Raw genomic sequence first — 12,808 nt, forward strand, 5'->3', positions numbered from 1 at the left:
CTCAGGGCAGCAGGCGGCTCAGGCTGAAGAGCCCGGACACGAGGGTGCCGGTGTTGAACAACCCGGAGAGCTGACCGCTACTGCCGGGCCCCACCACGCTGCCCGGGATGCCGACGTTGAAGAAGCCGGAATTCTCGCCGTTGACGACGGACCCACCGGTGGCCGAGTTGAAGATGCCCGAGACGTCGCCGTTGAAGAACGACGGTCCGCTGGCCGAGTTGAAGAAGCCCGAGCCCACGCCGTCAAAACCGAAGAGGGAGTCCGAGCCGCTGAAGTTGTTGCCGAAGCCCGAGACATCGCCATCGCCGCCGGACCCGCCGGTGGTCGAGTTGAAGAAGCCGGACACACCGGTTCCGGTGTTGCCGAAGCCCGAATTCGCCGCGCCGCTGTCGGTGGCGGCCCCGAAGCCGGTGTTGACGTTGCCCGAATTCCAGTAGCCCGTGTTGGTGCTGCCCGAATTCCCGTTGCCCGTGTTGAAGTTCCCCGAATTGCCGAAGCCGGTGTTGGCCAAGCCCGCGTTGCCGGCACCGGTGTTCACCGCGCCCGCGTTCACGAAGCCGGTGTCCTGCGCGCCGGAGTTCCCGAAGCCGGTGTCGTAGCCGCCGGAGTTGCCGATGCCGGTGCTGACGGCGCCGGAGTTGCCGAAGCCGAAGTTGTTGGGAATGTTCGCGTTATAGGTGTTGCTGCCGGTGTTGAACATGCCGATGTTGCCGTCGCCGGAGTTGAAGAAGCCGACGTTGTTGTTGCCCGAGTTGAACAGGCCGATGTTGCCGCTGCCCGAGTTCAGCCCGCCGAAGCTGAACTGATTGGTCGCGGTGTTGAAATACGTGTTGCCGATGCCGATTTCGTTGCTGCCGGTCAGCCCGAAGCCGATGTTGTTGTTCCCGGTGTTGCCGGCGCCGATGTTTCCGTTGCCGGTGTTCCCGCCGCCGGTGTTGTAGGCGCCGGTGTTGCCGAAGCCTGCGTTGTTGTTGCCGGTATTGCCCATGCCCACGTTGTGGTCGGCGCCGTCCGTCGAGGTGAGGTAGCTGGTGCCGGTGTTGCCGAAACCGAAGTTCGCGTTGCCGGCGTTGCCGCCGCCGATGTTGGAGTTGCCGAAGTTCCCCGGGCCGGCGTTGCCGCTGCCGTTGTTTCCGCCACCGAGGTTGGAGTTGCCGGTATTTCCGCTGCCGAGGTTTTGGCTGCCGGTGTTCCCGCTGCCCACGTTCGCGTTGCCCTTGTTGCCGACGCCCAGGTTGGGCAGGGTGGCGAGGAGGTCCTGCAGCGTCTGCGCGGGGGTTTGCAGCGGCGCCACGCTGGCGGCCTCGGCGCCCGCATATGCGCTTCCCGCCGCGGCCAGTGCCCGCACGAACTCATCGTGAAACGCCCCGGCTTGCCTGCCCAGCGCGGCGAATTGCTGGCCGTGACCGGCAAACAGCGCGGCGATGGCCGCCGAGACTTCGTCGGCGGCCATCGCGGTCACCGTCGTCGTCGAGGACGCCGCCGCGGCGTGGGCTGCGGTGAGGGTTGATCTGATATCGGCGACCTCGGTTGCCGTCTGGGCCATTAGGTCCGGAGCTGCGATCAGGTAGGTCATAGCTGGCCTTTCACCGGTCGTTCCCGCCGCCCACCAGGTCAGAGGCTTGACCACGCCGGGGGCGTGGTTGAACGGCAGTTTATTTCGCCACTGAGCGGCACGACATACGGCAAAGCGCGTATCTTCGCCGAGGCTGGTCGAGCTGGCCCCTGCCGACTCGCTCAGCTATCCAAACTGTGGAGACGGAAGGCCTCTCGGTGTGTTATCCAATGAGATAGGTTGCGCGCCAACGAGTTCGGGCGATCCGACGCTTAGCGGACTGGGCGATGGCCCTGTCGCAGGGCCATCGCAACGGCTTCGGTCCGGGATCGCGCCCCGAGTCGGGTGTAGATGTTTTCGAGGTGTTTGCGGATCGTGGCGGGGCTGAGGTACAGCTGGTCGGCAATCGTCTGGGTGCTGTTTCCGTTGGAAAGTAGGCGTAGCACCTCCGCTTGACGGTTCGTCAGCCCCAGGGCGAGTAGTGATTCGACAGAGGGCAGGGGATCGGCGGGCAGCTCATCGAGCAGCAGGGTGCGCCATCCCTCGGCGGTGCGACCGGACAGGGCGCGAACCCGCAGCCGGCCCTGCGGCCGGGTGACGCACATGCTGTTGAGGACGTCGCCGTTGCCAGTGTGCAGCCAGTTGGCCAACGATTCGGGCAGAATGCCGCCGATGTCGTGTTGCCCCGGGAAATACGTGTCGAGCAGCTGTCGGCTCAAACCCGATGCGTGCAGTACGTGCCCGCGGTCGTCGAGAACGATCACCGCCGTGTCCGCCTCTTCCAAGCCCGCCGCCTGTGCCGCGATGACCGCCTTGGCCAGATCGCGTTGGTGCGCTTGTAGATAGGCGCGACGCAAGTGTGGTTCCAGCAGCTCGACCATCGCGCGGTGACGCCCGGTGAAGCTGCGCCGGGATCGGCTGATGGCGACGGTGACCAAATTGGCCGACTCGGTGAGGTTGAAATAGATCTGGTCTTCCATCCCCAGGTGCCGGTAGACCTCCTGGTAGAGGTCCAAGCGGTGATACTCGCGGGTGGTCAGCAGGTCCGAGAGGAAGTGGGGGCGGAAGTCGCCACGCTGACACAACTGCACTCCAGGATGCTGGTGCGAGGTCGCGGCGAACGCCTCGACAAGTCCGGCGTAGGTCGCCTCCGGGGACTCGACAAAAACGATTGCCTGGCCTGTCTCCAAGTCCAGCTCGTTGTAACCATGCAGGTCACCTGGAATCAGACGCCGCACACAAGGCAACAGCTCGCGGCGAAAGCTCTCCAGCCCGTCAAACGCGTAGGCCGCCAGCGCCACCTCCATGACGGCGGCGAGGCTATCGCTGTTGAGACTTCTCATTCTGCGAGTCCGATGCTCCGATATGGCGCGCTTGGAGCAGAACATACGTGGTCTGCCGTATTTTCGCGGGCGGTTCAGTCCAGCCGGTAGCGGATCAGCCGGGAGCTGTTGGCCACCACCGCGACCGACGACGCGTTGTGCAGGATCGCGGCCAGCACGGGGGAGAGCGCCCCGCCGGCGCCGATGATCAGCCCGGCCGCGTTGACGGCGATGGACATGCCGTAGTTCTCCCGGATCACGTCGACGGCCCGGGCGCCCAGGTCGCGCACGTCGAGCAGGCGGTGCAGGTCGTCGTTGGCCAGCGCCACGTCGGCGGTCTCGACGGCCACGTCGGTTCCGGCCAGGCCCATGGCGATCCCGATGTCGGCGGCGGCCAGCGCCGGGGCGTCGTTGATGCCGTCGCCGACCATCCCGACGACGAAGCCGTCGCCCTGCAGCTCGCGCACCACCTCGAGCTTGTCCTCCGGCATCACCTCGGCGCGCCACTCGTCGATCCCGAGCTCGGCGGCGACCACCTCGGCGATCTCGGGATGATCGCCGGTGAGCATGACGATCCGGCGAATCCCGCTGGCGCGCAACTTCTTCAGCACCGCGGCCGCCTCGGGCCGCACCTCGTCGCGCAGGCTGATCAGCCCGACCAGGCTGCCGTCCACCGCGAGCAGCAACGGCGTCTCCGCCTGGCGGCGCAGCCTGTCCACCCACTCCTTCGCCTTCTTCGACACCTTGACCTTCTCGGACTGCAACAGCGAGGGGCTGCCCAGCAGCAGCGTCCGGCCGTCGGCCCAGGTCCGCATGCCCATGCCCACCAGCACCTCGCACTCCTCGTGCGGCGGGATGCTGATGTGGCGTTCCTCGGTCGAGCGGATCACCGCCTCGGCCAGCGGATGGCGGGAGTGGATCTCCGAGCTGGCCGCATACGCCAGCACCTGCTCCGGCTGCCAATCCTTATGCATCGCAACGATATTGGTGACGACGGGGCGCCCGACGGTCAGGGTGCCGGTCTTGTCGAAGACGATCGCGTCGACCTGGCCCGCCTGTTCGAGGTGGGAGCCGCCCTTGATCAGGATGCCGCGGCGCGCGCCGTTGCCGATGGCCGCGCTGATCGCGGTCGGGGTGGCCAGGCCCACCGCGCACGGGCACGCGATCAGCAGCATGGTCATGGCCCGGCGGACGTCCCCGGTGACGGCCAGGGTGATGGCCGAGACGATGAACGAGGTGGGAACGAAACGGCGGGAGAAGTTTTCGCCGACCGTCTGGATCGGCGCCCGGACGTGCTGCGCCTCCTCGACCCGCGCGATGATCCGCCCGATGGTGGTCTGGTTGCCGACGGCCTGCGCGCGCACCACCAGCCGCCCGCGCACCACGACCGAGCCGGCGTGCACGTGCGCGCCGACCATGATGGAAACGGGCAGGTTCTCGCCGGTGATCGCCGACTGGTCGACGATCGCCTCGCCGTCGACCACCTCGCCGTCCACCGGTATCGCGACGTGGTCGTGCACGACCACCTCGTCGCCGATTTCGACGGTGTCGATCGGCACCTGAATCTCGCCGTCCGCCAGCCGGATCCACGCCGTGTCCTGGCTGCCCCGCAGCAACTCGGAGATGGCGCGGCGGGTCCGCCGCAGCGTCAGGTCCTGCAGGTACTCGCCGATGTTGAGCAGCCACAGCACGGTGAGGGCCACGACGTTCTCCCGCAGCACCAGGCTCGCCACGGTGGCCGCCGACACCAGCGCGTCGGTGCCGGCCCGCCCGGAGCGCAGCGAGCGCAGCGCGCCGCGCAGGAACGGGTAGCCGGTGAAGACGGTGACGCCGGTGGCGAAGAGCCGGCCGCTGGGGCCGAGCAGCGGCGGCCGCGCGAACACGTACCGGCGCACGCCGAGCAGGGCCAGCGCGGCGCCGCCGATGACCATGCGAAGCACGTCGGTGTTGCGGATCTCCGACGAGTGCGGCGCGCGCGCCGGGATCAGCTCCGCGGCGACCCGGGCGGCGCCGGCGACCGCGTCCAGCATCGCCGAGCGGTCGGCGCGGCGGGGCGAATACCAGACGACCACGGAGCCGGTGCGCGGGTAGGCGTGCACCGCGCGCACCCCCGCCACCTTGCCGACGGCCTCCTCGACCGCCACGGCGCGCCTCGAGTTGGCGCGCACCCACCCGACCGAGACCCGCATGCGCCCGGCCGCGTCCGAAAGCACATGCAGGGCGGGGTCTTTCGCCTGCGTCACGCGATCAGTGGTCGTGCTCGTGGGCCTCGGTGACGGACGGCGTGGGCGCCTCCTCGCCGATGCGCTCGCGGGCCTCGGCCATGACGTCGGCGAGCTTGAGGCGCGCCGACTCGGCGGCCTCCTCGGCCTTGCGGGTACCGCGCAGCCCCAGCTCCGCCGCCGACACGGCGGTCTCGTGCAGCGGCGCCTTGGCCATGGCCTTGCGCACCACCTCGTAGGCCGTCACGCCCACCAGCCCGGTGACCACCGTCCCCGCCGCCTTTGCCAGGAGCCCGTAGACCGCCATCGCCGCACCCTTCCTGTCGTCACAGCGTCGGTTAATGCTTGCACGACGTTAACATCCAAATATTGCGATATCAATATGTGTCGGTGCGCGCCGGCGGCGTTAAAGGACCCGGGTGACCTTTTCGGTCGCGATCCTGCGCTCCAGCGCCGACGGGTCGGGATTGGCGACCTGCACCAGCGACGCGCCGACGGCCAGGATCGCCAGCAGGCCGTCCACCAATTCGTCGGGATCGGACCAGGCGGCGGTGGACAGGACCCGGTCGCCGGATGTCAATTCCCTTGTCGCGGCCGACCTTTCGCAATCGGCCAGGACCTCTTCGACCGATCGGCCGGCCAGCGCCGGGCCGGGGTGGCGTTCGGCGACGATCTGGTCGCCGTGCACCCGGACGGCGGTGGCGTAGTCGGTGACGCCGATCGGCAGGTCGGGCGCGGGACGGCCGAACGCGTCGAGCGAAAGGACCGCGACCTCGCCGCCCGCCACCGAAGCGTCGGCCTCGTCGAGCCGCTCGGCGGTGCACAGCGCCAGGTCGGTGGCCGCGCCCGGTTCGAGCACCGCCTCGGCGCCGATCCACCACACCCCGAACAACACGGCCGCCGTCTGCCAGTGCGCCGGCAGCAGGACCGCGACCCGGCTGGCCGGCCCGGCGCCCAACTCGTCGCGCAACAGGTTGCCGGTCTTGGCCGCCCAGTTGGCCAGCGTGACGGCGGACAGCTCGATGCGCTCGCCCGTCGCGTCGTCGTAGTAGGTGATGCGCGGACCGACCGGGTCGGCCCGCAGCATCGGGTCCAGGATCGCGCCCGACAGGGTGCTCAGTTGATGCACTCGGGCTTGTCGGAGCCGGCGGTCAGGATCGGCGACGGCGGCGGCGTGTTGGGGCCGCCGGCGCCGCCCGCGTTGGACGCCCCGGCGGGCAGCACCTGGGTGTCCGGGCCGCCGGAGAGGCCGGAGCCCGGCCCCGTGTAGTCGTTGGCGAGCACCACCTTGACGGATCCGGCCGGCAACGACGGGTCGGCGATGACCGGCAACCCGCCCAGTTCCTTGCCGACCTGCTGCGCGCCCAGGTCGTCGGTCTTGGCGGCGCGCACCTGGCTGCCCTTGACGTGGCCGCCATCGTTGTTGCCGACGGTCCCGGAGCTGAACCCCTTGGCGCTCAACACGTTCGACACCGCGGCCGCCAGCCCGTTGATGTCGGTGTCGTTGACCACGTCGACGGTGGTCTTGGCCGGCGTGTAGGCCAGTTCCTCGGTCTTGCCCTGCGCCTGGTCCTGCAGCAGGCTCCCCACCCAGTCGGCGACCTGGTGCGGGTCAATCCGGACCACGCTCTGCATGCCGTCGTCGCTCCAGCCGGCCCCGTCGAGCACCGGGATCGTGGCGAAGGCGACCTTACCGCCGGCCAGCTTCTGCAGCTGCTGGACGAAATCCATGACGTCCCAACCCGACGAGATCACCACCGAGCGCTGGACGGCCGCCTCCAGCCGCTTCAGCGTGGTGGGGCTGGACAGCGTGTGGCCGGAGATGATCCGGTGCGCCAGCGAGGCCATCACCACCTGCTGGCGCACCACCCGGTCCAGGTCGCCGCGCGGCAGGTCGTGGCGCTGGCGGACGAAGCTCAGCGCCTGCGGGCCGTCGAGCTTCTGCCGGCCGGCCGGGAAGTCGGCGCCCGAAAGCGGTTCGTACACGGGCTCTTTGAGGCAGACCTCGACGCCGCCGAGCGCGTCGGTGATCAACGCGAAGCCCAGCAGCCCGATCTCGGCGTAGTGGTCGACGGTGACCCCGGTCAGGTCGGCGACGGTCTTGATCAGGGCCTCGCGGCCGGCCTCGGTGCCCTGCGCCTCGGCCTCGGCGGCCGACGCGCCGGCCTTGACCAGGCTGGCCCGCTTGGCCTCCCGGGTTTGGCCGTAGACGCCGTTGATCTTCGTCTTACCCAGGCCGGGCGCCGAGACGTAGGAGTCCCGCGGGATCGAGATCGCGGTCGCCGACTTCCCGTTGTTCGGGATCCGGACCAGGATGATCGTGTCGGTGTTGGTCGCCTCCTCGTCGCCGGCCCGCAGCGTCGCCAGCTCCTCGGCCGACAGCGGGTTGCCGTGCGCGTCGGTGCGGCTGTCGAGGCCGACCAGCAGGATGTCGATCGCGCCGTCGTCGCCGCCCTTGCCCAGCGACGGTGCGGACATGTGGAAGATGCCGTCCTCGAAGGCGCGGACGTTGCTCCAGGCGATTCCGGTCCCGAAAACGACCGCGACGGTCAGCACAGTGGCAACCACACGAACCACACGTTGCACAGGCATCACAACAGATTACTTGTGACACAGCCGCTTCTCGGGTAGCTGAAAGCGGCGTGCCTGTGCCATGCCAGACTCAACACATGTCGGAAAGGCTTGTGATCAGCGGCGGGGGCGGGCAATTGGGCACTTCTCTGACGGCGCTGGCCGCCGATCGGGGCCGCGACCTGCTGTCGCTGACGTCGGCGCAGTGGGACATCACCGACCCGGCCGCGGCGGAACGGATCATCCGGGCCGGCGACGTCGTCGTCAACTGCGCCGCGTACACCAACGTCGACGGCGCGGAAAGCGACGAGGCGAGGGCCTACGCGGTCAACGAGACCGGCCCGGGGCACCTGGCGCGAGCGTGCGCGAAGGTCGGCGCCCGGCTCATCCACGTCTCCACCGACTACATGTTCACCGGCCCTCCACCCGAGAGCGGGCCGCGCCCGTATGAGCCGAGCGACAAGACCGACGCGCGCGGCGTGTACGCGCTGTCCAAGCTGGCGGGTGAGGAGGCGGTGCTGGCGGCGCTGCCCGACGCGGTGGTGGTGCGGACCGCGTGGCTGTACACCGGCGGAACCGGCAAGGACTTCGTCGCCGTCATGCGCCGCCTGGCCGCCGGGGACGGCCCGGTGGACGTGGTCGACGACCAGGTCGGATCGCCGACCTACGTCGGCGACCTGGCCGTCGCGCTGCTGCAGGTCGCCGACGAGCGGGTGCCCGGGCCCATCCTGCACGCCGCCAACGAGGGGGCCGTGTCGCGTTTCGAGCAGGCCCGCGCGGTGTTCGCCGAATGCGGCGCCGACCCGGACCGGGTGCGACCGGTCAAGACCGACGACTTCCCGCGCCCCGCGCCGCGCCCGTCCTACTCCGCACTGGGCAGCCGCGAGTCCGCCGCGCTCGGCCTGACACCGTTAAGGCCCTGGCGCCCTGCGCTTGTCGCGGCGCTGGCCGCGTCCGCCGGCGATCGACCGTTACCCTCGACGCGTGACTGACGTCCTGCCGGTCGTGACGGTGACCTACTCGCCGGGCCCGCACCTCGAGAGGTTCCTGGCCTCCCTGTCGATCGCCACCGAGCGCCCGGTCAGCGTGCTGCTGGCCGACAACGGATCCACGGACGGGTCGCCGCAGGCGGCCGTCGAGCGCTTCCCGAACGTTCGGTTCTTCGACACCGGCGCCAACCTCGGCTACGGGACCGCGGTGAACCGCGCGGTCGCGCAACTGACCGAGGGCGGGGGAGTAGACGACGACTGGGTGATCGTGGCCAACCCCGACGTGCAGTGGGGCCCGGGCAGCATCGACGCCCTGCTGGACGCCGCCGCCCGCTGGCCGCACGCCGGCGCGCTGGGGCCGCTGATCCGCGACCCCGACGGGTCGGTGTATCCGTCGGCGCGGCACCTGCCCAGCCTCATCCGCGGCGGCATGCACGCGGTGATCGGGCCGTTCTGGAAGCGCAACCCGTGGACGGCGGCCTACCGCCAGGAACGGCTGGAGCCCAGCGAGCGGGCGGTCGGCTGGTTGTCGGGGTCCTGCTTGCTCGTGCGGCGGTCGGCGTTTCACCAGGTCGGTGGGTTCGACGAGCGCTACTTCATGTACATGGAGGACGTCGACCTCGGTGACCGGCTGGGCAAGGCCGGCTGGCTGAACGTCTACGTGCCGACGGCCGAGGTACTGCACGACAAGGGCCACTCCACCGGCCACGACCCGGCACGCCACCTGGCCGCTCATCACAAAAGCACCTATTTGTTCCTCGCCGACCGGCATTCTGGTTGGTGGCGTGCGCCGCTGCGCTGGACGCTGCGGGCCTCGCTGGTGGTGCGTTCGCGGCTGATGGTGCGCAGCGCGCGTCGCCTGAGTAGACGGAACGCGGCGGGAGGGCGGCACTGAAATGGGAACCTCACAGGTCGACGCGGTGGTCCTCGTCGGCGGCAAGGGCACCCGGCTGCGGCCGCTGACGCTTTCCGCGCCCAAGCCCATGCTGCCCACCGCCGGGCTGCCGTTCTTGACCCACCTGCTGTCGCGGATCGCCGCGGCCGGCATCGAGCACGTCATCCTGAGCACGTCCTATCAGGCCCAGGTCTTCGAGGCCGAGTTCGGCGACGGCTCCAAGCTGGGCCTGCAGCTCGAATACGTCACCGAGGAACAGCCGCTGGGCACGGGCGGGGGCATCGCCAACGTCGCAGACCACCTGCGCCACGACACCGTGATGGTGTTCAACGGCGACGTGCTGTCCGGCGCCGACCTGGGCCAGCTGCTCGAATTCCACGAGAACCAGCACGCCGACGTCACCCTGCACCTGGTGCGGGTGGGCGACCCGCGCGCGTTCGGCTGCGTGTCCACCGACGAGTCCAACCGTGTCGTCGCCTTTCTCGAGAAGACGCAGGACCCGCCGACCGACCAGATCAACGCCGGCACGTATGTCTTCAAGCGCGCCATCATCGACCGGATCCCACGCGGCCGTGAGGTCTCGGTAGAACGCGAGGTGTTCCCGGCCCTCCTGTCCGACCCCGACGTGAAGGTATGCGGCTACGTCGACGCCACCTACTGGCGCGACATGGGCACCCCGGAGGACTTCGTGCGCGGGTCGGCGGACCTGGTCCGCGGGATCGCGCCGTCGCCGGCGCTGCACGGCCACCGCGGCGAGCAGCTGGTGCACGACGGCGCGGCGGTGTCGCCGGGGGCGGTGCTGATCGGCGGCACGGTCGTCGGGCGCGGCGCCGAGATCGGCCCCGGCGTGCGGCTGGACGGGGCGGTGATCTTCGACGGTGTGAAGGTCGAGGCCGGCAGCGTGATCGAGCGCTCGATCATCGGCTTCGGGGTGCGCGTCGGCCCGCGGGCGCTGATCCGTGACGGCGTGATCGGCGACGGCGCCGACATCGGGGCGCGCTGCGAGCTGTTGCGCGGCGCCCGGGTGTGGCCCGGCGTCGCCATTCCCGACGGCGGGATCCGCTACTCGTCCGACGTGTGAGGCAGTTGTTTGCGCCGAACGTCACGCTGGCGTACCGCTCGGCGCCGACAGCCACGCTAGCGTGACGCACGGCCCATAGCCCGCGAAACCAGATACGTCAGCGCGTGATCGGTGCCGTCCGGCAGGGCGTCGGCGGGCCACCACCGCAAATCGTCGGACTCGTCGCTGATGGCGATCCGCGCGCCGGCGGGCGCGTGGGCGATGAATTGCAGGTCGAGGTGGCGGGTGGGCACGCCCAGCGAGCAGGTCACCGGGTGCACGTGCACGGCGGCCAGCTCGGGCTCGATGCGCAGGCCGTCGACGCCGGATTCCTCGGTCGCCTCGCGCAACGCGGCGGCGACGACGTCGGCGTCATCCTCGTCGCAGTGCCCGCCCAGTTGCACCCAGCGGCCCAGGCGGGGGTGCAACGTCAGCAGCACCTGCGAACCGGTGTGGTCGAGCACCAGCGCCGACGCGGTGACGTGCCCGGGCACGCACTCGCGGCGGCAGGCGTCGGGACGGCCGTGCACGAAGGCCAGCACCGCGTGCCGCAACGAGTCCTGCCCCGGGTCGGGGGCGCGCCAGTTGCCGAGGATCGAGACCGCCGACTCCCAAAGGCTCACCGCGATCCCCGCCTCGTTCGGCGATCCCGCAGCGAGACCCAGGCCGCGCGGCATCGGATCACGACGTCGGGGGACAGGCCGAGCCCGTCGATCAGCACGCGCCGGTCGACGAGGTCGAGCGCCTTGTCGACCTCGCCCGCCTTCAGTAACAGGTCGACGTCGCAGGCGAGTCCGTCGCCGGCATAGGCGGGCGGGGGAATGGGCAGCTGCTCGGCTTCGCGGGGTTCCAGCTCCAAGATGCCCCCACCGTAGCTGCGGCCCACGATCTCGGCGAAGGCGAACGTCACACTGTTGTGAAACACCGCGGCCAGCGCGCTCGCGTCGACGCCGGGCGCGAGCCGGACGCGGTGCACGGTGTCGGTGCTCGTCGCCGCGGCGGCGTTGACGGTCAGCCGCGGGGACCGGTGGATCTGGCGCAGCAGGAACAGGTCGGGCATCCACAGCGACGGGGTGATCCACCACGGCTCGCGGATCGAGCACTTGTAGCCGCGGTGCACCCCGGCGGCCTCCCCGGCTTCGATGTGGCCCAGCAGGGCGGTGTCGGCCGGCTCGGGCGGCGCGTCGAGCAGCCACGTCCGATGTCCCGCGGCGAGATCGCTTGCGCGGCAGTCGCCGTCGTAAACCAGCCCGGACAGCTGCGCGCTGCGGGAAACGAGCGGGACGCAGTGCGGCCGCAGCGCCAGTTCGCCGGCCTGCTCGTCGGTGAAGGTGAAGAAGCTGTTGCGGCCCGTCACGATCCCGACGTCCACGTCGGCGAGCGAGCCGAGCCTGGCCATGGCCGGCGACGCCTTGAGCCCGCGCAGCAGCCGGATCGCGGCGGGATCGAGGAAGTACTTGGTCCACTTCTCCTTCTCGTGCAGCAGCGCGGGGGCCCACGCGGCACCGAGTTCCGCGCCCGCCAAAGCCTCGGCGTCGCTGAGGTGGACCGTGCGCATGCGCGCCGGGCCCGGCCCGGCGACCCCGCAGAACAACACGACCTCCTGCAGGACGCCGTCGAACACCAACCGCTCGAACGTCACCAGCGTGATCTCGCGGAACCGGCTCAGCAGGAACTCGCGCAGCGGCGCGGCGTAGCCGACCTGGAGCAACTCGGCCGGAAGCACCAGCCCCACCCGTCCGCCGTCGCGCACCAGGACCGCGCTCGCGACGACGAACGGCACCCAGGCGTTGGTCAGCCGGCTGGGGCGCAGCCCCTCGCGGCGCATCAGCTCCAGCGCCGGGTCGCGCTGATCGGGCGCCCAGTTGCCGAAGCGGATGTAGGGCGGGTTGCCGGCGACACCGTCCCAGCCGCCGGGCTCGGCACGGGCCAGCCAGGCGAACAGGCTCTCGGCGTCGACGGGCGCGAACCGCCGGGCCTTGGCCGCTTCCTCGGGGATCAGCTCCACCCCGCGCACCCGGTCGCTGAGGCCCGCCAGCTCGCGCAGGATGCGGCCGTCGCCGCAGGACGGCTCGACGATGCGCGGGCCGGCCTCGCGGACCCAGTGGGCCAGGAACCGCGCCACCGGTTGCGGGGTGTAGTAGCCGCCGCGGACCTTGTCGGCCGACGCCGCCGCCTTGCCCGCGAAACGCAT

Annotated in this window: 10 protein-coding genes and 1 pseudogene; 3 read left to right on the plus strand and 8 right to left on the minus strand. The window is 70.3% G+C overall.

Annotated features, from left to right (window positions below):
- Window position 1: 1 nt before the first annotated feature.
- The 6 genes and pseudogenes from AC5Y2S_RS16340 to AC5Y2S_RS16365 all read right to left on the minus strand — a co-directional run.
- Window positions 2-1,555, minus strand: a pseudogene (locus AC5Y2S_RS16340) (PE domain-containing protein); the annotation flags it as partial.
- A 272-nt stretch (window positions 1,556-1,827) separates the two neighbouring features.
- Entirely contained in the window at window positions 1,828-2,898 is a 1,071-nt protein-coding gene (locus AC5Y2S_RS16345; RefSeq protein ID WP_499957138.1) for a helix-turn-helix transcriptional regulator, read from the minus strand.
- 74 nt (window positions 2,899-2,972) lie between these two features.
- Window positions 2,973-5,066, minus strand: coding sequence for a manganese-exporting P-type ATPase CtpC (ctpC, locus tag AC5Y2S_RS16350; protein WP_499957405.1), 2,094 nt, complete (start codon window positions 5,064-5,066; stop codon window positions 2,973-2,975).
- Between the two features lie 58 nt (window positions 5,067-5,124).
- On the minus strand, window positions 5,125-5,406 hold the full coding sequence (locus AC5Y2S_RS16355; RefSeq protein WP_499879391.1) for a DUF1490 family protein: 282 nt from the start codon (window positions 5,404-5,406) through the stop codon (window positions 5,125-5,127).
- 99 nt (window positions 5,407-5,505) lie between these two features.
- The gene (locus AC5Y2S_RS16360; RefSeq protein ID WP_499957139.1) at window positions 5,506-6,228 is read right to left on the minus strand and encodes a TIGR03089 family protein; all 723 of its coding nucleotides are present in this window, start codon (window positions 6,226-6,228) and stop codon (window positions 5,506-5,508) included.
- Window positions 6,216-7,694 carry an LCP family protein gene (locus AC5Y2S_RS16365; protein WP_499957140.1) on the minus strand — a complete coding sequence of 493 codons (1,479 nt, stop codon included), beginning with the start codon at window positions 7,692-7,694 and terminating at the stop codon, window positions 6,216-6,218. The genes AC5Y2S_RS16360 and AC5Y2S_RS16365 overlap by 13 nt, the downstream gene beginning before the upstream one ends.
- A 74-nt stretch (window positions 7,695-7,768) precedes the next feature.
- Here AC5Y2S_RS16365 and rfbD point away from each other — a divergent pair, with 74 nt between their 5' ends.
- From rfbD to manB, 3 genes are read left to right on the plus strand one after another with little or no spacing between them, the layout of a single operon-like run.
- Window positions 7,769-8,662, plus strand: a complete 894-nt coding sequence (gene rfbD, locus AC5Y2S_RS16370; protein WP_499957141.1) for a dTDP-4-dehydrorhamnose reductase — start codon at window positions 7,769-7,771, stop codon at window positions 8,660-8,662.
- Window positions 8,655-9,554 (plus strand): glycosyltransferase family 2 protein, encoded by a 900-nt coding sequence (locus tag AC5Y2S_RS16375; protein WP_499957142.1) that lies wholly within the window; start codon window positions 8,655-8,657, stop codon window positions 9,552-9,554. The genes rfbD and AC5Y2S_RS16375 overlap by 8 nt, the downstream gene beginning before the upstream one ends.
- 1 nt (window position 9,555) lies before the next feature.
- Window positions 9,556-10,635 carry a mannose-1-phosphate guanylyltransferase gene (manB, locus tag AC5Y2S_RS16380; protein ID WP_499957143.1) on the plus strand — a complete coding sequence of 360 codons (1,080 nt, stop codon included), beginning with the start codon at window positions 9,556-9,558 and terminating at the stop codon, window positions 10,633-10,635.
- Window positions 10,636-10,691: 56 nt separating this feature from the next.
- Here the strand turns inward: manB and AC5Y2S_RS16385 are convergent, their stop codons facing one another.
- Entirely contained in the window at window positions 10,692-11,291 is a 600-nt protein-coding gene (locus tag AC5Y2S_RS16385; protein ID WP_499957144.1) for an NUDIX hydrolase, read from the minus strand.
- Entirely contained in the window at window positions 11,234-12,808 is a 1,575-nt protein-coding gene (locus tag AC5Y2S_RS16390) for an Eco57I restriction-modification methylase domain-containing protein (protein ID WP_499957145.1), read from the minus strand. Before AC5Y2S_RS16390 ends, AC5Y2S_RS16385 begins: the two co-directional genes overlap by 58 nt.

The organism is Mycobacterium sp. NGS69 (assembly GCF_059812165.1).

Excerpts from the sequence above, each read along its gene's own strand:
- AC5Y2S_RS16345 (WP_499957138.1), bottom strand. The coding sequence starts at position 2,898 with ATGAGAAGTCTCAACAGCGATAGCCTCGCCGCCGTCATGGAGGTGGCG.
- ctpC (WP_499957405.1), bottom strand. The coding sequence starts at position 5,066 with ATGCGGGTCTCGGTCGGGTGGGTGCGCGCCAACTCGAGGCGCGCCGTG.
- AC5Y2S_RS16355 (WP_499879391.1), bottom strand. The coding sequence starts at position 5,406 with ATGGCGGTCTACGGGCTCCTGGCAAAGGCGGCGGGGACGGTGGTCACC.
- rfbD (WP_499957141.1), top strand. The coding sequence starts at position 7,769 with ATGTCGGAAAGGCTTGTGATCAGCGGCGGGGGCGGGCAATTGGGCACT.
- manB (WP_499957143.1), top strand. The coding sequence starts at position 9,556 with ATGGGAACCTCACAGGTCGACGCGGTGGTCCTCGTCGGCGGCAAGGGC.
- AC5Y2S_RS16385 (WP_499957144.1), bottom strand. The coding sequence starts at position 11,291 with ATGCCGCGCGGCCTGGGTCTCGCTGCGGGATCGCCGAACGAGGCGGGG.
- AC5Y2S_RS16390 (WP_499957145.1), bottom strand. The coding sequence starts at position 12,808 with ATGCGTTTCGCGGGCAAGGCGGCGGCGTCGGCCGACAAGGTCCGCGGC.